This window comes from Psychrobacter sp. 1Y6, from assembly GCF_052258385.2.
In the GTDB taxonomy this organism is placed as follows: domain Bacteria; phylum Pseudomonadota; class Gammaproteobacteria; order Pseudomonadales; family Moraxellaceae; genus Psychrobacter.
Map to the genome: position 1 here is coordinate 1,664,374 of NZ_JBQQEW020000001.1, position 25,613 is coordinate 1,689,986.

Below are 25,613 nucleotides of genomic sequence, written 5' to 3' on the forward strand. Positions count from 1 at the left end.
TCGCGTGGTAGATTAGAAATGGAAGCCTGCACCCACTGCGCCACCAGCATTGCCTTGGGTATCTGCGGTACCATTTACTTTAATGACCCAGCGGCCATTATCAGACACTTTAGACACACCAATCGCCACGGCACTTTGACCATTATAAGTAGCGATACCGCCACCAACCATTGACTTACCAGGGATATAAGCTTGTGGCAGTGAAGACATTGCCATTGCTGCTGAAATACCAGCGTTGGCATCGTCTTCTACTTCATTGATCTTGTAACCGAGCTCGTTAACGCTGTTACTGAGCTTCCCATCAAGCGCATTGAGCTGACCAAAGTTGACAGCATCATTGACTTCGATACCATCAGCGACACCAGTGATCGCTTTATCACCGGCATTGATGCCGTCAGTGGTCATGCTTGGACCATCTTTGATAGTGATGCCATTGGTGTTGACTGTCGTGTTACCTGTAGTCACATTATCAGCCGTGACACTATCCACACTGATATTACCGTTTAGGTCAAACTTGATACTGTTGCCAGTAGCAGAGGTGGTGATATTATCGCTGCCCTCAAACTTAAGCGCACTACTGTCACCAATAGGCTTATTAATATTGTCACCAGTATCTGCTCCAAAGCTAAGACCCGAATCGAGTCTATCAGTATTGGCTTGGATATTATCGGCATTGACTTTGATGTCTTCGTTGGCCTGTGCGTTACCTTGATTAATAGAAGCAATAGCGTCGTTAATGTTTCCTTTACCTGTACCACCGATGTTATTAGCGGTTAGATTGCCATTCGCATCATAGGTAGCGTCGCCACCGATAATACCAGCAACATCACTACCAAGATTATGTAGCTGACCGCCGTTAACCGCATCTTTACTTTCTAACTCAACTTTACCGTCAGCAACGCCAGTTAACACTCGATTACCATCTATCCCAGAAAAGTCAACGCTATTTCCGCCTGTCTGACTACCTACAGTAATATCTTCAGTAGTAGGATCTTGGCGGACAATACCTGCCGTACCATTGGTTATATTAGTAATGTTATCGGCATTAGCAGAAACACGATCGTCTAGGCCGCCAAGTGCATCGCCTACATTATCGTATATATCTACTCCATCATTTAGCTCATACTTTGGAGCGCTAATAGTTCCATTATCATTCATTTTAGAACCACCACCGAAGTTGTTGGCAACGGAGTTTGCAGTACCGAACAGTTGACCGCCATTGATTGCCTCTTTGCTACCAGTAGCCACTAAACCATCAGCAACTCCTATAATCACTTTACCGCCAGCATCAATACCACTTTGTGTAACGCTTGGACCGCCTACAATAGTCAAACCAGTATTGTCTATAATAGTAACACCAGTCTTAACACTACCATCAATACCTAAGTCGACTTTTTCGGCAATCTCTACAATCAAACCCTCACTACCATCATTACGAATACCGATATTACCTGTCGTTAGTGCTGCTCCTGTTGCTGCACCACCTGTGATATTGAGAGTCTCACCAAGTTTTCGATTGACAGCAATGCCGCGATCGCCTTTGAAGCTTAAACCAGCATTTGTAACGCTAGTCACTGCATCCTTTAGGTCACCAATGTTTGCCGCGTTAGTGTCACTACCCACTCCACTGGCAACGCCTGTGATGACTTTACCACCAGCATCAATGCCACTCTTAGTGACGCTTGGACCACCAGTGACGGTTAAGCCATCATTGGTGACGGTGATTAGGTTGCCTGCACCATCGTTAACTGATAAGCCGCTATTATCAAGCTTGCTGTTACCCGTTTTAACGCTGTCAACGTCTAAGTCTGGGTTTAAGGTAATGCCAATCTTACCGTCATCTTCTAAGCCGGTCTGCGCCACAGTAATGTTACTGTCACCAACAAAGTCAACTTTGCCATTCGGGCCGATGTTTACTTCATTGGCGCCCGAACCACTCACATTCCAACCTGCATTTGCAGCGGTGTTGGCTGAGGCAATGGCGTCATTGATGTTGTTCTCACCGGTGCCGCCAACATCACTCATGGTGAAGCTGTTATTTACATACTCGGCATTTCCGCCTAATACGTTAGTCGCTAAGCTGTCGCCAGCTGCTTGAATCTGACCGCCATTAACCGCGTCAGTTGAACCTGTGCCGATAGTGCCGGCTGCTACATTGGTGATCTTGTCACCGCCGACATCTAAACCATTTGCATTGCTGGTTAGAATGGTGTTGTTAGTAGCATCTCCTAAGGTGACTTTGGTGAATTCAACTTCGTCACTGGTCGCCACTTTGATGACTTGATCATTGTCGCGGGTGACTTTGATGTTCTTACCATCAACGAATTGTACGGTCTCACCTGGAGCTACGTTGTCAGATGCGATGCCATTAACTTTGACGTCCCAACCGGTATTTGCCACATCACTAACTGACTTCAACTGATCTTCAGTCGCGGCTTGGCCTGAGGTAAAGCTTGTAGGGTCAAAGGTTTTGTTGGTGAGTCCGTTGACGGTTCCTGTTGCGCCATTCACGGTGACTGGATTGACACCTCCGGCCACAATCTGCGTGGCACCAACACTGCTGGTATAAGTACCATTAGTGACAGATAAGCCGCTATTATCAAGCTTGCTGTTACCCGTTTTAACGCTGTCAACGTCTAAGTCTGGGTTTAAGGTAATGCCAATCTTACCGTCATCTTCTAAGCCGGTCTGCGCCACAGTAATGTTACTGTCACCAACAAAGTCAACTTTGCCATTCGGGCCGATGTTTACTTCATTGGCGCCCGAACCACTCACATTCCAACCTGCATTTGCAGCGGTGTTGGCTGAGGCAATGGCGTCATTGATGTTGTTCTCACCGGTGCCGCCAACATCACTCATGGTGAAGCTGTTATTTACATACTCGGCATTTCCGCCTAATACGTTAGTCGCTAAGCTGTCGCCAGCTGCTTGAATCTGACCGCCATTAACCGCGTCAGTTGAACCTGTGCCGATAGTGCCAGCTGCTACATTGGTGATCTTGTCACCGCCGACATCTAAACCATTTGCATTGCTGGTTAGAATGGTGTTGTTAGTAGCATCTCCTAAGGTGACTTTGGTGAATTCAACTTCGTCACTGGTCGCCACTTTGATGACTTGATCATTGTCGCGGGTGACTTTGATGTTCTTACCATCAACGAATTGTACGGTCTCACCTGGAGCTACGTTGTCAGATGCGATGCCATTAACTTTGACGTCCCAACCGGTATTTGCCACATCACTAACTGACTTCAACTGATCTTCAGTCGCGGCTTGGCCTGAGGTAAAGCTTGTAGGGTCAAAGGTTTTGTTGGTGAGTCCGTTGACGGTTCCTGTTGCGCCATTCACGGTGACTGGATTGACACCTCCGGCCACAATCTGCGTGGCACCAACACTGCTGGTATAAGTACCATTAGTGACAGATAAGCCGCTATTATCAAGCTTGCTGTTACCCGTTTTAACGCTGTCAACGTCTAAGTCTGGGTTTAAGGTAATGCCAATCTTACCGTCATCTTCTAAGCCGGTCTGCGCCACAGTAATGTTACTGTCACCAACAAAGTCAACTTTGCCATTCGGGCCGATGTTTACTTCATTGGCGCCCGAACCACTCACATTCCAACCTGCATTTGCAGCGGTGTTGGCTGAGGCAATGGCGTCATTGATGTTGTTCTCACCGGTGCCGCCAACATCACTCATGGTGAAGCTGTTATTTACATACTCGGCATTTCCGCCTAATACGTTAGTCGCTAAGCTGTCGCCAGCTGCTTGAATCTGACCGCCATTAACCGCGTCAGTTGAACCTGTGCCGATAGTGCCGGCTGCTACATTGGTGATCTTGTCACCGCCGACATCTAAACCATTTGCATTGCTGGTTAGAATGGTGTTGTTAGTAGCATCTCCTAAGGTGACTTTGGTGAATTCAACTTCGTCACTGGTCGCCACTTTGATGACTTGATCATTGTCGCGGGTGACTTTGATGTTCTTACCATCAACGAATTGTACGGTCTCACCTGGAGCTACGTTGTCAGATGCGATGCCATTAACTTTGACGTCCCAACCGGTATTTGCCACATCACTAACTGACTTCAACTGATCTTCAGTCGCGGCTTGGCCTGAGGTAAAGCTTGTAGGGTCAAAGGTTTTGTTGGTGAGTCCGTTGACGGTTCCTGTTGCGCCATTCACGGTGACTGGATTGACACCTCCGGCCACAATCTGCGTGGCACCAACACTGCTGGTATAAGTACCATTAGTGACAGATAAACCGCTATTATCAAGCTTGCTGTTACCCGTTTTAACGCTGTCAACGTCTAAGTCTGGGTTTAAGGTAATGCCAATCTTACCGTCATCTTCTAAGCCGGTCTGCGCCACAGTAATGTTACTGTCACCAACAAAGTCAACTTTGCCATTCGGGCCGATGTTTACTTCATTGGCGCCCGAACCACTCACATTCCAACCTGCATTTGCAGCGGTGTTGGCTGAGGCAATGGCGTCATTGATGTTGTTCTCACCGGTGCCGCCAACATCACTCATGGTGAAGCTGTTATTTACATACTCGGCATTTCCGCCTAATACGTTAGTCGCTAAGCTGTCGCCAGCTGCTTGAATCTGACCGCCATTAACCGCGTCAGTTGAACCTGTGCCGATAGTGCCGGCTGCTACATTGGTGATCTTGTCACCGCCGACATCTAAACCATTTGCATTGCTGGTTAGAATGGTGTTGTTAGTAGCATCTCCTAAGGTGACTTTGGTGAATTCAACTTCGTCACTGGTCGCCACTTTGATGACTTGATCATTGTCGCGGGTGACTTTGATGTTCTTACCATCAACGAATTGTACGGTCTCACCTGGAGCTACGTTGTCAGATGCGATGCCATTAACTTTGACGTCCCAACCGGTATTTGCCACATCACTAACTGACTTCAACTGATCTTCAGTCGCGGCTTGGCCTGAGGTAAAGCTTGTAGGGTCAAAGGTTTTGTTGGTGAGTCCGTTGACGGTTCCTGTTGCGCCATTCACGGTGACTGGATTGACACCTCCGGCCACAATCTGCGTGGCACCAACACTGCTGGTATAAGTACCATTAGTGACAGATAAGCCGCTATTATCAAGCTTGCTGTTACCCGTTTTAACGCTGTCAACGTCTAAGTCTGGGTTTAAGGTAATGCCAATCTTACCGTCATCTTCTAAGCCGGTCTGCGCCACAGTAATGTTACTGTCACCAACAAAGTCAACTTTGCCATTCGGGCCGATGTTTACTTCATTGGCGCCCGAACCACTCACATTCCAACCTGCATTTGCAGCGGTGTTGGCTGAGGCAATGGCGTCATTGATGTTGTTCTCACCGGTGCCGCCAACATCACTCATGGTGAAGCTGTTATTTACATACTCGGCATTTCCGCCTAATACGTTAGTCGCTAAGCTGTCGCCAGCTGCTTGAATCTGACCGCCATTAACCGCGTCAGTTGAACCTGTGCCGATAGTGCCGGCTGCTACATTGGTGATCTTGTCACCGCCGACATCTAAACCATTTGCATTGCTGGTTAGAATGGTGTTGTTAGTAGCATCTCCTAAGGTGACTTTGGTGAATTCAACTTCGTCACTGGTCGCCACTTTGATGACTTGATCATTGTCGCGGGTGACTTTGATGTTCTTACCATCAACGAATTGTACGGTCTCACCTGGAGCTACGTTGTCAGATGCGATGCCATTAACTTTGACGTCCCAACCGGTATTTGCCACATCACTAACTGACTTCAACTGATCTTCAGTCGCGGCTTGGCCTGAGGTAAAGCTTGTAGGGTCAAAGGTTTTGTTGGTGAGTCCGTTGACGGTTCCTGTTGCGCCATTCACGGTGACTGGATTGACACCTCCGGCCACAATCTGCGTGGCACCAACACTGCTGGTATAAGTACCATTAGTGACAGATAAGCCGCTATTATCAAGCTTGCTGTTACCCGTTTTAACGCTGTCAACGTCTAAGTCTGGGTTTAAGGTAATGCCAATCTTACCGTCATCTTCTAAGCCGGTCTGCGCCACAGTAATGTTACTGTCACCAACAAAGTCAACTTTGCCATTCGGGCCGATGTTTACTTCATTGGCGCCCGAACCACTCACATTCCAACCTGCATTTGCAGCGGTGTTGGCTGAGGCAATGGCGTCATTGATGTTGTTCTCACCGGTGCCGCCAACATCACTCATGGTGAAGCTGTTATTTACATACTCGGCATTTCCGCCTAATACGTTAGTCGCTAAACTGTCGCCAGCTGCTTGAATCTGACCGCCATTAACCGCGTCAGTTGAACCTGTGCCGATAGTGCCGGCTGCTACATTGGTGATCTTGCTGCCACCATTATCAAGCCCTGTATTGGTCAAGCTGACATTAGTGATTCCAGCAGGAGCCCCTGCCGCTTTGGTGATGATGATGCCATTATCATTAACGGTTGTGGCACCAGTCGTTACGCTGCCACTAGCTCCTAGATCCAGGTTTTTGTTCAAAGCAAAGTCAATGGTTTTGCCTGACTTATTGACTGTAAGGTTGGTCTCACCATTTGCAGTACCGATATCGATAGTGTCACCAGCTTTGATAGCTGCGCCATTAGCACCATTACTATTTAGGGTGAAACCACCTTGAAGAGTTGTAATATCACCTGCATTCTTAGTTACATTTTGGTTAGTAGTATGCAATTGAGAGCCATTAACCGCATCTTTTGAGCTTGTACTAAGCGTACCATCAGCTACGTTTGTTATTTTAACTGGGCTAGCCCCTGATCCGCCTAAGGTGACACTGGTTTTACCCGCATTGTCATACTGTACAGAGTTATCCGCCTTAGCTAAGCTTGCTTTACTATCAGCACTAAGATCAACTGCAGCATTAGTTACATTGGTGTTAGCATCAGTGGTATTAGTTACCGTGACTGCACTTGAGCCTGCTGTTGTACTAGCACCCTTGGCATTGATGGTGTAGATGTCTTGACCGTTACCGCCTGTGCTCTTAGTCACACCGGCTACGTTGGTGCCTGCCACAACTTCTGTCTTGGCAGCAGCAGCAGCACTACTGAGCTGACCGCCATTAACCGCCTCTTTACTACCAGCAGTTACTGAGCCATTAGCGACACCTGTAATGACTTTATCACTAGCATTAATACCTGTCGAGGTAACGCTTGGACCACCTACAATGGTCACGCCAGTATCATTAACAGTCGTGCTGCCTATTTTTACACGGCCATCAGTGCCTAGATCGATTTTTTCAGCCAGTTTAACGCTGATACTGCCATCTGTATCGTTAGATACGGTTTGAATATTGTTTTCTGTACCCGTCGTAGCGCCGCCTTTCACCTTCAATACTTGGTTCGGATTACGAGTGACGACTGCGCCGTTATCACCTTGGTATTGCTGATTAGTGGTATTGATGGCGGTATAGACGTCTCCACCATTAACCACAGAAGTGCTGCCTTGGGTGACATAGTTTTTAGTACTGCCATTGGCGATGCTATCAGTGTTGTTAACCGTCATACTGCCTGATGTAACTTTAGTAAAGGTTACATCGTCAGCAGTAGCGACTGTAATGTCTTTGCCGTTACGCGTAATCTTTATATTTTTGCCATCTTTGAACTGTACAGTGCTACCAGGAGCAACGTTGCTCGCCGTATCACTGTTAGTTTGGACATTCCAACCTTGTGCTGCGTACTTAATGGCACTTTCGACGGTAGTATATGTATTACCATTGACGTTTAGACTTGCGTTGACTTGATGAGTCGTTGAGTTATAGGCTGAACTACCACCAAGAGCATTAGCAACGCTTTGACCTGCGGTATCTAGATTATTCCCCAATGCAGTTACTGCTTGATTAGTGCCATGAAGCTGCGAGCCGTTGATAGCATCGGTGCTGGTTGCCGATACACGCCCTGCAGCGACGTTAGTAATCGTGCGCTCCTTCCCTACTGCACCTACGCTGAGCGTGCTAGTTGCACTGGTACCTGCATAAGTATAAGTATTCTTGTCGATCGTAGCATTTGGAGTATTGACAACAGCACCCGTTACTGAGCCTGTGCCTAATGCCACATCATTGACATTGGTATTTGCTTTGGCGCCTTGACCAAGCGCTATTGCGCCTTGTGCTACGGCCTGCGCTTCACGACCAAAGGCTATGGCATCTTGGGCACTAGCAGCAGCACCGCGTCCAAAAGCGGTGGCATTCTGGGCGCTAGCGCTTGCACCGTTACCGATCGCTGTCGCATCTTGTTTATTAGCGGCAGCACCTGTTCCTATAGCCAATGCATTTATACCACTAGCATTGGCTCCGTCACCCACTGCTGTTGCTGATTGGGCACGAGCATTTGCTTCAACGCCTAGCGCTAAGGCGTTTTTCTCATCTGCTAGTGAGCTTTTACCAATTGCAATACCTGCCATATTACGCTGAGGATCTTGGTTAGTTGGATCTTCAAATCCAGATATTGCACCGGTACCCATAGCGATACCATCAGTGGCGTAACTTGTCGCACGAGTTCCCTGCGCCATAGCACTAGAACCACTGGCGCTTGCATTCGTACCACTGGCTTGTGCGTTTGTACCACTGGCATTAGCGCTAGTACCGCTCGCTTGAGCATTTCCACCACTCGCTCTCGCATCAGTACCACTTGCTTGGGAACTAATGCCACTGGCTCGAGAACGACTACCAAGTGCAATAGCATCTACTGCAGTAGATTGTGCATTAAAACCTTGGGCAACAGCACGTTCCTCTCTAGCCAGCGCAGTTCTACCAATTGCGATACCATCATTTGATGCGGTGGATCTAGCTTCAGTACCAATGACGATTGCATTATCGACACCTTCACCAGTTGTTTTTTCGTTAGATTCAGCACCGGTACCCATTACTAATGAGTTTTCCCCGTTACTAACTGCCTCGTAACCAATTGCTACACCGTTAGCATCATATACCCGGCTCTCATTACCAAGCACAGTAGATCGTTTCCCTTCAGCACGAACATTATTGCCGATTGCAATTGAAACATCAGCATCAGCGCGCGCTTTATGACCTAGCGCTAGAGACTCATCAGCCGATGCAGATGCTTCAGGACCAATTGCTATCGCGCTGGTACCAGCAGCTCCGCCATTATTACGGTTAGCACCCTCGGTGGAATTAACACTAAAATACTGAATACCGTTTTCTGCGATAGCAGTATTTAGCTGCCCTAGGTTGACAGCCTGACCATTCATTGTGCCAGCGGCCACATCAAGTGTTCCGTCTGAGTTATATTTTGCTGCTTCTGCAGGAAGAATACTAACTGTGCCACTAGTAATTGCACCAATAGCATCTACAACAGTATCAAACTCTGTTGTACCACCACCTATATTGTTTACTGTTATCTTGCCATAACTTCCATCAGCATTAAGCGGTACGCTACCGCCCACTAGATTGGCAACACTTTGTTGTGCGCCTTTTAACTGATTGACGTTCACCGCATCAGTACCATTAGCACCATCTGCCACATTGACGATACGACGTTTGATATTTGCACTGGTGCTACCAACGGAGACTACGCCTTGACCTGATACGTTACCTGTCAAATAGCTACTGTTAGTCGAGTCACTAACAAGCGCCTTCGAGTTAAAACCTAATGCTATATTGTTGGCTTCAGATTTTGAATTAGCACCTAGCGCTAGCCCTTGAGCATCAGAGATAGCGCCACTACCTACGGCTACTGCGTCAGTACTACTTGCCTGCGCCTCATACCCCAAAGCGACTGAGTTGCTACCAGCGTTGGCTTTACTACCCACTACAGTTGAATGATCAAGGACTCCAGCATTTTTATTAGCCTGATAGCCCATAGAAATATTATACTCGCCAGTAACACCCATACCAGCTTGAGTGCCAATGGCTGTATTATTGTCACCTTTAACATTTGAGCCGGCTTCAAATCCGATACCGATAGATTCTTTAGCACCTACATTTTGACCAGACTGCCTACCGATGGCGATGTTATCTCTTTGGTCATTGCCTACCGTACTAGTAGTACCCACACCCGCACCAGTACCTATTGATATACCGTCCGATACATTAGCTACAGCGCCATTACCTGCAGCGAAAGCGTTACTCGCACTAGCCGTAGATTGACCAAGAGCAATGCTATTACCACCATTTGCTTGAGCCCCCTTACCTAACGCCGTAGCATTTCCACCGCGTGCTTGAGCACCATCACCTAGCGCTGTGGTGCTACTACCGGAAGCGACACTATTGCGACCTACAGCTACTGCACCTGCGCCACCACTACCTGGAGCAGCACCCCCAGCAATGGCATTTTGTCCTAGCGCAATTGCACCTTCGCCTTGTGCCGTTACTGACGCACTATCACCCGCTGCTAAACCACTGACGCCTTCAGCTTTAGTTTTTGGACCAATAGCAACAGACTCTTGACCTATGGCTTCGGAGTCTGGCTGTTCAGAATTAGCATGAAAGTACTTAACGCCATCTCCGCCCTCAGTGAGTCTCCACAGCTGACCGGTAGTCGCGGCGTCCTTGCCGTTTTCTGCAATAGTGCCATTAGCAACGTTAGTTACCTTATTGCCGCCCATATTGACTGCTTTGTTACTGGCAACGGTGAGACCACCATTCGCATTTAACGTACCACCAACAGTGATATTACCTGTAGTGGTTACTGTCGTAAAATTGGGGTTTGGTGAGGTGGCAATAGAGATTGCATTGCCGCTACGACTGATGACAACATTATTGCCATTCGTAAAGTTAACCGTATCCCCAGGAGCAATCGTTTGTGTGGGGCCACCATTTGCTCGAATATTCCAGCCTTGGTTGGCGGTTGTTCTAACCGCATCCAATTGACCAAAGTTCACCGCATCTGTGACGACGGTACCATCAGCAACGTTAGTTACCTTATTGCCGCCCATATTGACTGCTTTGTTACTGGCAACGGTGAGACCACCATTCGCATTTAACGTACCACCAACAGTGATATTACCTGTAGTGGTTACTGTCGTAAAATTGGGGTTTGCGGAAGTGGCAATAGAAATCGTGTTGCCCGTGCGTGTGATTTTAATATTACTATCACCATCTTGAAAAGTAACCGTTTCTCCTGGACCTATCTGTTCTGCAACGCCACTGTTGGCTTGAATATTAAAGCCTTGACTAGCAGTTGTCTTAACTGCCTCTAACTGACCAAAGTTCACCGCATCTGTGGTAGCGGTACCATTAGCGACATTAGTCACCTTATTGCCACTCATATTTACCATCTGACCACCAGCAACGGTCAAGCCACCATTCGCATTCACCATACCACTAGCTGTGATACTCGCTCCGGTAACGTTTCCAGTAGCCGTAACATTTCCATTAGCTGTAACGTTATCAAAATTACCATCATCGGCTATCGCCTGCATACTAAATCCAGATGCCGCAATTCCTGCACATATCGCCGTCAACCGCAATAATTTCGCGCCTGAGTTGGTCGCTTCTGATGCTACAGAGTTTGAACTGACTGAGCTATGAGAAGATTTTCCACGGGCTTTGGCATATTCTGCAACAGCCATAAAGCAGTTTAATGATTCGTTCCAGATGACTTTATAGCTACGATTCATAACTTATACATCCTATATATATTAAAAGTGAGCAAATATGAATAAAACCTGTAGCCATTAGTCTTAAACGAGACAGTGTCTACATTAAGTTTTATATAACACTACTGGTATACCAAACGTATTAACTACTCTAAGAGCAGTGAAAATACAGAACAAAATTTGATGTGAGCTTTTTTCGGTGGCACTAGAGAATATGAAGCCCATGTGATTTGTACGTACAATTGTTACTAAAAATTAACACTTACGATGTAATATAAAATAAAGATTGTACTATATAGATGTTGTTACTTGATAGTATAGATGTTGTTACTTGACAGTTTTTAAACAAATGTCACTCATAAACGGACAAAGCGCAATAGCACTGACTCGAAATGCAACATACTGACCAAGTAATTTTATGCAATAAACGTTCCACAATGCGATTAATAATGATGGTCGTTTTTATACTAGTAAGTTTTGCTAGCATAAGTTACCCATTAAAAAAGCCACTTAAAGATAAATGGCTTTTTTATATACTCAGATCTGACCTTTTGAAAGGTAAGTTAGTTTGAATATGGTAATGCTGAGATATCATCCATATGGGCATGATATTAATCACTATTAACTCATGTACGATTGATAAGGTTGGTTTGATAGGCTTTCGGCGTTATCCCAAAACAAGCTTTGAACGCTTTAAAGAATTGACTATGGGACTTGTAGCCTAATAAATAAGCAACATCAGTTGTAGATAGTTGTTTCTCTGTTAAGTACAGCTCAGCCAGTTGTCTTCTGGTTTCTTCTAGAATCCTTTGAAAGGATGTCCCCTCCTCCTTGAGCCTTCTTTGTAGCGTACTTACACTAATACTCATTGCGTCTGCAACATGATCGCGCGTTGGCGGAGTAATACCCATGATTGTAGTAATGGCTATCTCACAGCGCTCTTTGTAGCTCAGCCCAGAGAACTGAGTAGACAACATATTAAATAAAGGGTTAATGAAAAATTTTCTACCAAGCTCTTCTTCTGACTTTATTAATAAACTGGCAGCTTTTTTATAGTGATCATGACAATCTAAGTTATATATCAAGCTTGTTGTATCAGCAGACTCAACAAATACGCCAAATACTGATTGATAGTACTCCAACTCATAATCGCTATGACGATATGCAACACATACTCTATTTAACATTCCAGGGGAAAAGTCCTCTAGTATTCGATGAACCAATACCATAGCTCCGTCCATTTGATTTTTATTCATACTTTCCGGTGCATTGGAGATAAATTCGAATCGAATCAAGCCTCTCTCCGTATTGAGTTTAAGCTCAATAGACTGTGTCAACAAAAAGAAAAAACGAAATACAATTCGACTCACTAATAAAAAGGGCAGTTCATTAGTCATATGAGAGAAAGGCTTTAAACATTCGTTAATGGCCTTGTAAATAGGTAATGACTCTATCTTAACCAACATGTTTAAATTCAAACCTAAGTGACTGTCTTGTAACACGCTAGATAAAGCGTTAACTTCCTTAACAACTTCTGCTACAGGCACCCTTTCGCCGGGGTAGTCATCTAAAGATAAAAAAAAATCTGCAATTTAGGAATATCCTTTTCGCGATTCCTATTAAATAGGTACAGAGTCGCTGCTTCTCTTATAGCAATCATTATACTTTTATGGGTACTGTGTTCAGTTTTCATCATTCTTTTAGGCTCGGTTACGATCAACTATTACTTATATTCACTAATACACAAATGAGTAGAATAAAACAAGGGGGTGCTTTAGATAGATGGTTCAAATCTACGCATGTTACTACCATTTCTGCGGTTTTGCACCTTTGTAAATTTCACCAGAGTAAGTCCAATCTCGCTCGACTCCCAACCTAACACTGCTGCACTTTTTTATCATAAAATTAGACTTGTAATAGATTACCATCTCTCACTAGAAGCCGATAAGCCGATAAGCTGTTTGAGGGTGAGTTCGAATTAGATGAAAGTTACTTTGGCGGTGTACGCAAAGGCAAAAGAGGTCGCGGTGCTGCTGGTAAAACAGCCATATTTAGTATCTTTAAGCAAAATGGTAAGGTTTATACCATTGTCGTAGCAGACATCAAACAAAGTACACTAATACCCGTTATCAAGCCCAACAGCTTTGTTTATACTGATAGCTATCGAAGTTACAATGCGTTAGATGTGAGTTAGTTTAAACTCTTTAGAGTCAATCACTCTAAAGAGTTTACTTGCGGTAAAAATAATCACATTAATGGCATCGAGAACTCCTGGAATCAGTCTAAACGAATACTTAGAAGGTATAATGGAATTGATAAGAAAAACTTCCCTCTATTTTGAAAAGAGTGTGAGTATTGATAAGAAAAACTTCCCTCTATTTTGAAAAGAGTGTGAGTTTAGATTTAACTATGGTTTGCCATCTAATCAGCTTGAAGCTTAAAACCCTAAGAAAATGGTGTAATATTTAATCCTTATCTACTACAGTCCCTTAGGTTTTACACCAAAGTTTTACTGTCATAATTGCATTTTATTATAGTCTTACCGGTGTCATTACTCATCTCTACTTCAACCAATCAGTAACTGCTTGGTTGAAACTAGGGCGTGCCATAATTGCATTTTTCCAACGCTCAAAGTGTGCATACTGAGCAAAAGGATAGCCTGCTCTACCTAAAACAACCAGTTGCGGAATCCAAGTAATATCCGCCAATGAAAAGGCGTCGCCAACTAGCCAATCATGATCTTTGAGACGCACGTCCATTTTTGCAAAACAGTCATCAAGCACTGCGGTTGCCTTATCAATATCCTCTTGACTAAAACCATGTGTACTACGATGCTCGTGAAACGCTAACAGTGTTCTGTCGTAAGTTTGATTTTTGCGGTATTCTATTAGCTCTTCTTCGCTAAGACCCGTTGCACCTAATTTATAATACATATAAGTTTTTATAGGCAGATGATTGTCTTTTGCCATATGCATCCAATCATACATGGCCTGCATTTCAGCTTCAGTATCAGGACGCAACGAATTGGGTTCATAGGTGGTGTCTAAATAATCAATGATATCGGTCGAATCAATAATAACCACACCCTCATCTACCAAGGTTGGTACCACACCATTAGGGTTGATTCCTAGATATTCTTTGGTACGCTGCTCACCTTTAGATAGGTCAATAAGATGGCTTGTCCACTCTAGCTGCTTCTCAGCTAATGCAATCCTTACGCGCATGGCACAGTTGGAAAATGGCGCGTGATACAAGTGTAAACCTTCGAATTTGGTAACGGATTTATTCGTAGGCGTAATAACAGGCATAATAGTCTTCCTTACATTTCGCATTACATAAAAGAGCGTTCATTTATCGCGTTCAAATAATATCTAGCTTGAGTATGCGCGGTCTTATTAATTATTAAAGTACTCAGTCCAGCTCATATGTTCGCGCCCCACTACCTTGGCAAAATCGCTTTGGTTGTGCATAGCACCTATTGCTATCTGCTCGTAAATACCAGCGATCACTGTACCGATAAACTCGCCTAGTTCATCAATACGGTCTTGTTTGAACGCCTCCACGGTCATATAGCGATAACTAAGCGTCGTACCAAACCTGTCATTTAAGTACTGAGTGAGCTGCTGCTGGGTAATGGATTCACCATTTAAATTATAAGTATTGGCATCGTGCTTAGCATTGATTAGCATTTGGCTATAAGCGACCGCCAATTCCTCATGAGTGGTATAGCCACACTTGCCCTCACCTGCACAGTTGGCAATATCACCCTGTGCCTTATAGCTATCGATATAATCCACATCAGGCTCGATATAGATACCATTGCGACCTATCACCCAATTGAGACCACTATCTTTGATATCTTGCTCTGTTTGCTGATTACTCTTCACAATCGGCGCAAACGCAGTCTGAGTACTAGAACCCTGAATACTGGTATACACGATTTTTGTCACATCATTTTTTTTCGCAGACTCGATAACATTGCGATGCTGACCAATACGCTTAGCAGGCTCATCCATACTAGATACCAGTAAAACGCTATCTATACCTTGTAATGAATTCTCAAGCTGTTGTACATCATCATAATCACCTGCTCTGACCTCTATGCCATACTGCTTAGTCAAAAACTCAGCTTTGGCAGGAGTGCGTGCCAGCGCCACGATGTCTGTTGCAGCATGCGCCTGTAGGAGATTCTCGATAATGGCAGACCCTAGTTTTCCATTAGCGGCTGTAACTGCGATCTTCATAGTGCACCTCTTTGATTCGCTTAACTAGAATGAACGTCGATTAGGGTTAATAGATAAACCCTAATCGATCTACTGGTTTGCAACCGATTGAAATTGCTGTTTATTCCAAACCAACCTACTAATCTACTAAGGTATAACGATTCATTGCCATCGTCTTTAAGTCTATACTGCCCATAAATTCAGCTGCCATAGGTGTTTTAGTAAAACTTGTCATGGAAGCATCCGCATCCGCTAACGTTTCCCAATGCACCACAACCACCCATTCGCCGTTTTCGCCCATTGCTGACTCACGAGACACAAAGCCCTTTTGTTTTGCCACATGATTGACCTCAACGCTGTGATCAAGAACGGCAAAATCATCGTAAGAGATACTTGGTTTAAGTTTGAAAGAGGCAATCTCAATCACTTTAGCGTTTGATACTACGTCAGCACCTTGATGATGGCTATTATGCTGCGTATGCTTTTGAGCTTGATGAGCAGGTTGCAAATTGTTGCAAGCAGTCAATGCAAATGTGCTGATAACGACAGTGGTTAATAAAGCAGCTTTTGAAATCTTCATAGTGATACCTTTTGGATAGATTGATGATTTAAAATTTGTTTTAAGTATTTAGATACAGATGAAATATCGAGACTAGGGCGTGTCCTCATTTTAAAAATGGTGATAAAAATGAGATAAATTGCCGTCAAACGAGGAAAATAGTGCAGATAATATCGAGATATTGACCAACTATTTGACGATGTTTGGCAAAATTTAGCTGTTTTTAGCCCATTTAGAGGACACTCGTTTGAATTGAGGACACGCCCTAAGATAAGTTGATAAATTAAAAAACCTTAAAACTGATAGCGTAAGCCTAAGTTAAATTCATGAGCAGAGGCGTCGTTGATCTCAAAGCCATCGCTGAAGCCGTCTTGCCCTGTTTGTACGTCGCCACCAAAATCGATGTATTGATACTCTCCATATAAATGGGTGCTTGGGGTCAATGCATAGCTTGCACCTGCTCCGATATTCCATGTAAATTCGCTAGAGTCGCCATCAGCGTAGTTGTCATAATAGCCATCTGCTTTGCCATCAAATGCGTCAAACCCTGCTACGCCAGTTCCGCCTAATCGAGCAGAATAGTCATTTTTTGAGATGCCAATACCTACCTTAGCATAAGGGGTAAATGAGGCACTAATAGGGAAATCATAAAATCCTTCAAGAGTCATCGTTAAGCTTTCAAACTCACCGTTTAAAATGTATTGCTCGCCATCACGAGCGCCTGTACCGTAACGTGAGTCATCAATATCAAAGCTACGTTTTGCCAATCGACCTTCTATACGTAGGTTCTGGTTAAACTGATAACCCAAGCCTATACCGCCGACCATACTATTATCAGCTTCAAATGAACTTGGGAAATCGTTGTCAGTTGCAATGTTATTACCATAGGCTTTCGAGTCAGTATCCGCAATGCTATAGCCCAGTTGTGCTGTGCCATACAGCCCTTCTGCCATATCTGCCATATCTGCCATGGCGACTGTAGGTAGTGCAAATAAGCCTAAAACAGCAAAGGTAGATAATGCTTTTGCGTTGGTTAAAGATGTCATAAGTGTTCCCTAATTAAGAAGGTGTTCAAAGCCAATGGTTAGTGACTGCTTTATTAAAGACCTAATGTTTGATAAAGCAGTATTTAATAAAGCAGTATTTAAGAATTGGGGTTTTTGGAATATTAAATTCTTGCAACCCGATGACAACCATCATATGCTACCAACTCATGAATAAAAACAGAGGTTTATTCATACTTATTATGAAAGATTTCGATTATTTAGCGTTAAGCGGACAGCACTTGTTGGTATTCACCACCTTGCACGAGGTCGGCACAGTGACTAAAACTGCCGAACAACTGGATCTGACACAATCGACCATTAGCCACAGTTTGCAAAAATTAAGGCAAATATTTGACGATGAATTGTTTGTGCGTTCGGGTAGAAGCGTGATGCCGACCCAAAAAAGTGAGTACTTGTATCAAGAAATTAAGCCGTTATTAGTTCGACTCGATGAGTTAACGCAGACCCAAGAGTTTGAGCCAAAGCTGGCTCATTTTGATTACACGATTTTGGCAAATGATTATCAGGTGGGTGTGTTTTTAACACAGGCAATGCAACAAATTAGCGCACAAGTGGCCTCATTTCGCTTGAATATATTGCCTTCTCGCAAGCCGAATATTGAGCAACTTCGGCAACATAGTGTCGATGTGGCATTTTCCCCCTTTGCCCCTGATCACAATGACATTATGAGCGTACGCTTATTTGACGATGTGGCACGGTGTTATTACGATCCTGCGTACCGCTCACCTCCAGTAACCGAGCAAGATTTTGATAATGCTCGCTACGTGGGGCTAAGCTTTACCAAAGGAGCGTCTGCCAGCCAAACGGATAAACACATTATTCAAGCGATAGATGCCAATACCGTCATACGCACCAATAGCTTTGCGACGATGGCAACGTTCGTTAAAGGGTCAGAGTTAATGGCGATTGTCCCTAGTAAATTGAATACGTTGGGATTTGAGCATTTAGACAGCGTGGCATTACCTTATCAACCCACACCGATTACTATGCGGATGCTGTGGCACAAGAAATATCAAAAAAACCCTAAGCATCAGTGGTTTAGGGAACAGGTTGTCGCGTCTACTGATATTTTTAGAACGTACTAGGGCGTGTCCTCATTTTAAAAATGGTGATAAAAATGAGATAAATCGCAGTCAAACAAGGAAAATAGCGCAGATAATATCGAGATATTAGTCAGCTATTTGACGCTGTTTGGCAAGATTTAGCCATTTTTAACCCATTTAGATGACTATCGATTGAATTGAGGACACGCCCTAGAGTCTGTTGAGTATTCCTACATCACTGCTTACGTCCTCCTTTATAACCTCGTCGACAAGATTTTGACATCAGCAGTCATTAAAAATGTCGTTATGATATTAAATTAGCCTTCAGTTATCATAAAATCATTAGGTATGAAGCTAGCAATACAGTCAGCAAGTTATTGAATTATTTAATAATATAATAAGTCAAGTAGTATGAAATTATTTGATACTTGCATAGCGATATTTTTGGGTTTTCTTTAATGTTTTTATAAAAATGAAGGTTGAATAATAAGGTAAAACCATCTAATAATAGATCTATAAGTTCTAGACATTTATCTAGCAACTTATATCCACTACTATTAGGAAATAAATACAATGACGTATAAAAATGTAACTGTCGCTGGAAGCGGCATCCTAGGCTATCAAATTGCTTTTCAAGCCGCATTTCATGGTTTTAATGTTAGTGTCTATGACATCAATGATGAGGTTTTAGAAAAATCAAAATCAAAATTTCAATTGATGTGTAAAGCTTTTCGAAAGGATTTGAGGGCAACTCAAGAGCAGTTGGACATGGCCTTTGACAATCTGAGCTATACCTCAGACTTAGCAGAAGCGGTCAAAGATGCTGACCTGATGATTGAAGCCATTCCTGAGATTCCTGAAATTAAAATCGAATTTTATGAAAAACTTGCCAAACTAGCGCCAGAGAAAACCATCTTTGCAACCAATACCTCTACCTTACTTCCTAGTCAGTTTGCAGAGTCAACGGGACGACCTGCGCAGTTTTTAGCGCTACACTTTGCCAATAAAATTTGGATGCATAATGTCGCCGAAATCATGGGACATCCTGGCACAGATCCTAAAGTATTTGATGAGGTTGTTGCTTTTGCTACTGCCATCGGTATGGTGGCAATGCCGCTGGATAAGGAGCAACCCGGCTATATCATGAACAGTTTGTTGGCGCCTTTTATAGATGCAGCTTTGCAATTGGTTGCAAAAGAGGTTGCCGATCCACATACGATAGATAAAACGTGGATGATAGTAACTGGCGCGCCGTCAGGTCCCTTTGCCATATTGGACACTATCGGTATCAATACTGCCTACAACATCACAAAGCTATCTGCTGAAAAAACTCAAAATCCTGTAAGGTTTAAGGCTGCTCAATATTTAAAAGAGCAATTAATCGATCAAAACAAACTAGGATTCGCGACTGGTGAAGGATTCTACACTTATCCAAACCCTGCCTTTATGCAGCCTGATTTTTTGAAATAATAGATAGCTTTCAAACTGGCTCCAAAACACAAAAGGCCATTCAAGCTGTATATTGCATCGCTTGAATGGCCTTGTCAGTCGCGCATTTTATTTAACTAAATATCTTAATATTAGGATTTACTTTCGGCGATGACTATCCAAACTTATCTAAGTTATGTTGTTCACTAAAGAGAAAAGTCATATCGCGTCAATGCAATTATTTCAATTGGCACTGCATACTTCCAAGGCATACCGCCCGTACAATAGAACTGGCCATCTTCAAAAGCCACAATGCGAGATGTGAAGTCATTACCTACCTGATCTTCTAGAGCATTCTCATCACTCTCATCACTTACAGCACACCATATATTTTTATGACCGTCCTCAAGCATTGAACGAGTTAGTTCGCTTCCAACAATTACCGTATCCATGTTGTTACTCCTATTCAATGACAATGATTAGTAAGCTAAACAAGCGGTTTTGTAACAGCAATCACTTGAGCATCTTCGAACCTGTTTTATCTATCGTTGCAAAATATTGATGGTTAGACAGATGAGCTTATAAATATATAGTACAGATGTATTGTCAGCTAGAACAAGAAGTTGTAGACAGATGGTAGATTTTCATGCATAGGCTGTAAAACTAATCTGTATGTAGAACGCAACAGTCATTATATTGATAATGAGTTATAGCCCTACATCATCATGAGTAAGTGCCACTCTCTTTACTGAGACAGCGTACTCCCATAGATCACCTTTATCACAAACGAACTGGTCGTTATTAAAGGCTACAATAGGAACCAATAATTCGTAGTAACCATTATCTATGGTTGCTACAGCATAATCATCGCTAACGTTGCTGACAGCACACCATACATAGTTGCTGACATTTTCCAAGATTGCTTTGGTTAACTCACTGCCTTGTAATTCAGCAATCATCTTCAGGCTCCAGTATCTATCAAGTTAATCTATTACTTTATAGATAAATTCGGTTTTTGCAATATATCTGTATAACTCATAAGTTCTCGAAATACACCTGACTTCCCTCGAACAGATTTTTTATAGTTAGAATTTATGCTCAATCTATTCAAAGATATTTTTAATCTTATGCTCGATATACTGTCTTTTCGGTATGATAAATCGGCTTGCATTTGTGCTATAAAAGACTGCTTGAACGATGCCCGTTAACGCTTTACTAACATCTAAGAAATTGACAGCGGGGGGCAGCTTATACTACCCTTTATCACTCATTCACTTTATTAATCTTACTTCTTAAATAGTAAGATCGTTCCGGAGTAATCCCATGCAGTGGACCAAACCAGCTTTTCAAGACATTCGTATCGGTTTCGAAGTGACTATGTATTTCGAAGCACGCTAAAACTCATTAGCACTCAATCCATTAAAAGCCCTAGATGATTAGGGCTTTTATTTTTTTGGAAATATTGATTTATGTATATTCACGTTTTAGGCTCAGCTGCTGGTGGCGGTTTCCCGCAGTGGAACTGTAACTGCGATAATTGCCACGGTGTGCGTCAAGGCACAATTCAGGCAAAAACCCGTACCCAATCTTCGATAGCCATATCAGAAAATGGTGTGGATTGGATCTTATTCAATGCGTCACCTGATATCCGCCAACAATTATTTGAGTTCAAGGCAGCACAGCCAGCACGTCAATTGAGAGATACAGGCATCACCAATGTGGTCTTGATGGACAGTCAACTTGACCATACGACGGGGCTATTGACCCTGCGTGAAGGTTGTCCAATGCCTGTTTGGTGTACTGACATGGTCTATCAAGATCTAACGACAGGATTCCCTCTCTTTAACATGTTGAAGCACTGGAATGGCGGCTTGCAATATCATCAAATTGATCCAGAAAAGACGTTTAAGATTGAAGGTTTTGATAATTTAGAATTGACGCCTTTGGTGATTAGAAGCTCTGCACCGCCCTACTCTCCGCATCGCAATGACCCGCATGATGGCGACAATATTGCCCTGATTGTAAAAGACTTGAAAACACAAAAACAACTCTTTTATGCGCCAGGTCTCGGTAAGATTGACGATCAAGTGATGCAGATCATGAAGAGCTCTGATTGCTTGATGATTGACGGTACGCTATGGACTGACAATGAAATGCAAGAGTGCGGTGTCGGTACAAAGACTGGCCAAGACATGGGGCATTTACATATTAGTGGTGAAGATGGCTCGCTGAATTATCTAGATCAGCTCGATAACGCTCGTAAGGTGCTGATCCATATTAATAACACCAATCCGATATTGAATGAACAGTCTGAACAAGCCGCGACATTAAAACAACATGGTGTTGAAGTAGCATTTGATGGTATGCAGATTGAGCTTTAAGACAAACGGTAAGGCAAAGATAGCAATCGTAAGGTGAGAACAATGCAAGAAGAAAACACAGCGCTAAGCCCAGAAGCGTTTGAACAAGCGATTATGGCAAAAGGTCAGTATTATCATATCCACCATCCTTTTCATATCATGATGCATGAAGGCAAAGCGACCCAGCAGCAGATCCAAGCGTGGGTTGCTAACCGTTTTTATTATCAGATCAATATCCCATTGAAAGACGCGGCCATTATGGCAAACTGTCCTGATCAGCGCGTACGTCAAGAATGGATCCAGCGCATGATTGATCAAGATGGTGTGTATCCTGACGGCGGCGGCCGTGAAGCATGGTTAGGTCTGGCAGAGGCAGTTGGTTTGACTCGTGAGCAGGTGATTTCTGAAGAGCTGGTGCTACCGGGTGTGCGTTTTGCCGTCGATGCTTATGTGAACTTTGCACGTCGGACTTCATGGCGAGAAGCCGCTAGTAGCTCACTTACAGAGTTGTTTGCCCCGCAGATTCACCAGTCGCGTTTAGAATCTTGGCCCAAGCATTACCCTTGGATAAAGGAGCAAGGCTATACCTATTTCCGCTCACGCTTGAGTCAAGCGCGCCGCGATGTTGAGCATGGTCTGACCATCACGCTCGACTCGTTCAAAACAGCTGAGCAACAAGAGCGTATGCTTGAGATATTACAATTTAAACTCGATATTTTGTGGACGATATTGGACGCCTTGAGCCTAGCCTATGTGCATAATCAAGCCCCTTATCAAAGCGTTACCACTGACAATGTCTGGCATAAAGGATTGTTCAAATGAGTATACCTGCTAGTTTACCTGAGCTGGATCAATCCATCGTACCGGTATGGCGTCACGGTTATCGTTTTCAGTTTGAGCCAGCGCAAAATGCGTATGTCTTGCTCTACCCTGAGGGTATGATTAAGCTCAATGACAGTGCCAGCATCATTGGGCAACATATTGATGGTCAAGCGTCCATTGCTGATATTATCCAAAAGGTGCAAGCTATGTTTGGTGATATTCCCGAAATCGAGCAAGATATCATTGAATATATGCTGGTCGCCCAGCGTGAACATTGGATTGACTTAGTATGACTGCGCCAGTCGGGCTACCGCTATGGCTGCTTGCTGAGCTAACCTATCGCTGCCCCTTACAATGCCCTTATTGCTCAAACCCTATTGACTATGCTCAGTATAAAGATGAGCTAACGACGCAAGAATGGTTTGATGTCTTTGATCAGGCGCGGCAAATGGGTGCGGTGCAGCTTGGCTTTTCTGGCGGTGAACCACTGGTTCGTCAAGACCTAGAAGAACTGGTCGCTTATGCGCACAATCAAGGCTTTTATACCAACTTAATCACCTCAGGTATGGGATTGACCGAAGCTCGGATTGCGTGCTTAAAAGAAGCAGGTCTTCAGCATATTCAAATTAGCTTTCAAGCCAGTGATCCAACGGTCAACAATGCCTTGGCAGGTTCAAAACATGCCTTTGAGCAAAAGTATGAGATGTCACGTCTGGTTAAGCAATACGACTATCCGATGGTGCTTAACTTTGTCATTCATCGGCAAAACATCGATCAGATTGACCAGATTATTGATCTCTGCTTAGAGCTGGAAGCCGACACGGTTGAGCTGGCTATTTGTCAGTTTTATGGTTGGGCGTTTGAAAATATAGAGGGTTTACTACCAACCAAAGCGCAAGTGGTCCGAGCTGAACGCATTACCAATGAATACCGTAAGCAGATTGAAAAACGTGGTATCAAATGCAAACTTATTTTTGTGGTGCCTGATTATTATGAAGAACGTCCGAAACCTTGTATGGATGGCTGGGGCAAGATTTTCTTAACAGTCGCACCAGACGGTACAGCCCTACCTTGCCATGCTGCCAGACAAATGCCAATACAGTTCCCCAATGTACGAGAGACACCGCTGTCAGATATATGGTATGAGTCTGCGAGCTTCAATCAGTTTCGCGGTGACGATTGGATGCCCGATATATGCCAAAGCTGCCCAGATAAAGAGCGCGATTATGGCGGCTGCCGTTGCCAAGCGTTTATGCTAACTGGGGATGCCAAAAATGCTGATCCTGTCTGTGGCAAATCGCCTTATCACTACCTGATTGAGGAGGCACGTATCAACAGCGAGACGCCTGTACCTTTTGAGGAATTGCGCTTTCGCAATCCAAAGAATTCTAAATCACTGATTAACAAGCAGCTGAATAAAGACAAATTGATTCCTACTCGTATGGTAACAGGTGAAATATGAATACCCAGCCTGTGATATTTGATGGACATAATGATCTATTGACTCGCCTTTGGCTAAGTTCAGCTGCCGATCCGGTACATGACTTTATTTATGGCACGTTACCGGGACATTTGGATTTACAACGCTGCAAAGAAGCGAATTGGATGGGCGGATTATTTTCTATTTTCCTGCCGCCCTACGCTTATGTGAAAAACAACCATCCTGACAAATTAGCCAACCCATCACATTCAGATTTTACTCCGCAAGAAATCGTCGATATCTGCTGTGCGCAATTGAAACTAGCCCAGCAACTAGAGGCAAGATCTGACGGTCAGATTCAGATTTGCACCTCGTTAGAACAAATTCAAGCCTGTCAGCAGAATAAGCAACTGGGCATTGTATTACATTTAGAAGGTGCTGAGTTTTTGGCTATTGAGCCTGAACTGCTGGATGTGTTTTATGAGGCAGGACTCAGAAGCATTGGCCCACTATGGAATAGAAAGAGCCTCTTCGGTGATGGCTTAAATGCGTCTTTTCCGCATTCTCCAGATACGGGAGCTGGGCTCACGACTCAAGGCAAAGACCTCATTCTTAAGTGCAGTGAAAAGCATATGCTGATAGATGTGTCGCATATGAATGAACGCGCTTTTTGGGATACGTTAGAAATTGCCTGCCAGCCTATTGTTGCGACACATTCAAACGCACATACTCTCTGTCAGCAAGCACGGAACTTAACTGATCAGCAGCTGGCTGCTATTAAACAAAGTGATGGTTTGGTTGGGGTGAATTTCGATGTGGCGTTTCTTCGTGCAGATGGGCAACGTAATACGCAAACCTCACTTGATGTGATGGTCGATCATCTTGATTATCTGATCGACCATCTAGGCGAAGATCACGTTGGGTTTGGCTCTGACTTCGATGGTTGCCTACTACCTGATGAGTTATCTGATATCAGTCAAATCTCTATGCTGATTGAGCGAATGCAACAACGTCACTTCTCAAACCGACTTATTGAAAAGGTGACGTCAAAAAACTGGTTTACGGTGCTTGATAAGGTATGGCAATAATTATAATAGCCATCCAGCAATTACTGTCTAGGGATTGCTGT

At 43.8% G+C, this 25,613-nt stretch carries 16 protein-coding genes and 1 pseudogene; 9 read left to right on the top strand and 8 right to left on the bottom strand.

Annotated elements, in window-relative coordinates:
* Positions 1–12: 12 nt before the first annotated feature.
* Both ACTXGF_RS20625 and ACTXGF_RS20630 read right to left on the bottom strand, forming a co-directional pair.
* Complete coding sequence (locus ACTXGF_RS20625; protein ID WP_522885862.1) at positions 13–11,583, bottom strand: YadA-like family protein; 11,571 nt, start codon at positions 11,581–11,583, stop codon at positions 13–15.
* 605 nt (positions 11,584–12,188) lie between these two features.
* Complete coding sequence (locus tag ACTXGF_RS20630) at positions 12,189–13,109, bottom strand: helix-turn-helix transcriptional regulator (protein WP_443534667.1); 921 nt, start codon at positions 13,107–13,109, stop codon at positions 12,189–12,191.
* 252 nt (positions 13,110–13,361) lie between these two features.
* On the opposite strand from ACTXGF_RS20630, the pseudogene ACTXGF_RS20635 reads away from it, so the two are divergent.
* Positions 13,362–14,031, top strand: a pseudogene (locus ACTXGF_RS20635) (IS1595 family transposase).
* Between the two features lie 92 nt (positions 14,032–14,123).
* Here ACTXGF_RS20635 and ACTXGF_RS20640 read toward each other — a convergent pair.
* The 4 genes from ACTXGF_RS20640 to ACTXGF_RS20655 all read right to left on the bottom strand — a co-directional run bounded on the left by ACTXGF_RS20640 (position 14,124) and on the right by ACTXGF_RS20655 (position 17,390).
* Complete coding sequence (locus ACTXGF_RS20640; RefSeq protein WP_443534669.1) at positions 14,124–14,870, bottom strand: glutathione S-transferase family protein; 747 nt, start codon at positions 14,868–14,870, stop codon at positions 14,124–14,126.
* 87 nt (positions 14,871–14,957) lie between these two features.
* A complete protein-coding gene (locus tag ACTXGF_RS20645; protein ID WP_443534671.1) occupies positions 14,958–15,806 on the bottom strand; it encodes an NAD(P)H-binding protein in 849 nt (282 codons plus the stop codon).
* A gap of 118 nt (positions 15,807–15,924) precedes the next feature.
* On the bottom strand, positions 15,925–16,365 hold the full coding sequence (locus ACTXGF_RS20650) for an antibiotic biosynthesis monooxygenase family protein (RefSeq protein WP_296206809.1): 441 nt from the start codon (positions 16,363–16,365) through the stop codon (positions 15,925–15,927).
* Between the two features lie 272 nt (positions 16,366–16,637).
* Complete coding sequence (locus tag ACTXGF_RS20655; protein WP_443534673.1) at positions 16,638–17,390, bottom strand: outer membrane protein; 753 nt, start codon at positions 17,388–17,390, stop codon at positions 16,638–16,640.
* A 200-nt stretch (positions 17,391–17,590) separates the two neighbouring features.
* On the opposite strand from ACTXGF_RS20655, the gene ACTXGF_RS20660 reads away from it, so the two are divergent.
* Positions 17,591–18,496, top strand: coding sequence for a LysR family transcriptional regulator (locus tag ACTXGF_RS20660; protein ID WP_443569802.1), 906 nt, complete (start codon positions 17,591–17,593; stop codon positions 18,494–18,496).
* A 531-nt stretch (positions 18,497–19,027) separates the two neighbouring features.
* The gene (locus ACTXGF_RS20665; RefSeq protein ID WP_443534677.1) at positions 19,028–19,924 is read left to right on the top strand and encodes a 3-hydroxyacyl-CoA dehydrogenase; all 897 of its coding nucleotides are present in this window, start codon (positions 19,028–19,030) and stop codon (positions 19,922–19,924) included.
* Between the two features lie 164 nt (positions 19,925–20,088).
* On the opposite strand, the gene ACTXGF_RS20670 is transcribed toward ACTXGF_RS20665, so the two are convergent.
* Together ACTXGF_RS20670 and ACTXGF_RS20675 are read right to left on the bottom strand one after the other, a co-directional pair.
* A complete protein-coding gene (locus ACTXGF_RS20670; protein WP_057760113.1) occupies positions 20,089–20,334 on the bottom strand; it encodes a hypothetical protein in 246 nt (81 codons plus the stop codon).
* A 255-nt stretch (positions 20,335–20,589) separates the two neighbouring features.
* On the bottom strand, positions 20,590–20,841 hold the full coding sequence (locus ACTXGF_RS20675) for a hypothetical protein (protein WP_201569055.1): 252 nt from the start codon (positions 20,839–20,841) through the stop codon (positions 20,590–20,592).
* A 364-nt stretch (positions 20,842–21,205) separates the two neighbouring features.
* Here ACTXGF_RS20675 and pqqA point away from each other — a divergent pair, with 364 nt between their 5' ends.
* From pqqA to ACTXGF_RS20705, 6 genes are all read left to right on the top strand, one after another.
* Entirely contained in the window at positions 21,206–21,280 is a 75-nt protein-coding gene (gene pqqA, locus ACTXGF_RS20680; protein WP_082894360.1) for a pyrroloquinoline quinone precursor peptide PqqA, read from the top strand.
* A gap of 71 nt (positions 21,281–21,351) precedes the next feature.
* The gene (pqqB, locus tag ACTXGF_RS20685) at positions 21,352–22,263 is read left to right on the top strand and encodes a pyrroloquinoline quinone biosynthesis protein PqqB (RefSeq protein ID WP_443534679.1); all 912 of its coding nucleotides are present in this window, start codon (positions 21,352–21,354) and stop codon (positions 22,261–22,263) included.
* A 42-nt stretch (positions 22,264–22,305) separates the two neighbouring features.
* A complete protein-coding gene (gene pqqC / locus ACTXGF_RS20690) occupies positions 22,306–23,064 on the top strand; it encodes a pyrroloquinoline-quinone synthase PqqC (protein ID WP_443534681.1) in 759 nt (252 codons plus the stop codon).
* A complete protein-coding gene (gene pqqD, locus ACTXGF_RS20695) occupies positions 23,061–23,357 on the top strand; it encodes a pyrroloquinoline quinone biosynthesis peptide chaperone PqqD (RefSeq protein WP_057760106.1) in 297 nt (98 codons plus the stop codon). The genes pqqC and pqqD overlap by 4 nt, the downstream gene beginning before the upstream one ends.
* Positions 23,354–24,526: a pyrroloquinoline quinone biosynthesis protein PqqE gene (pqqE, locus tag ACTXGF_RS20700; protein ID WP_443534684.1), complete on the top strand. Its 1,173-nt coding sequence runs from the start codon at positions 23,354–23,356 to the stop codon at positions 24,524–24,526. The genes pqqD and pqqE overlap by 4 nt, the downstream gene beginning before the upstream one ends.
* Positions 24,523–25,572, top strand: coding sequence for a dipeptidase (locus ACTXGF_RS20705; RefSeq protein ID WP_443534686.1), 1,050 nt, complete (start codon positions 24,523–24,525; stop codon positions 25,570–25,572). Before pqqE ends, ACTXGF_RS20705 begins: the two co-directional genes overlap by 4 nt.
* Positions 25,573–25,613: the final 41 nt, after the last annotated feature.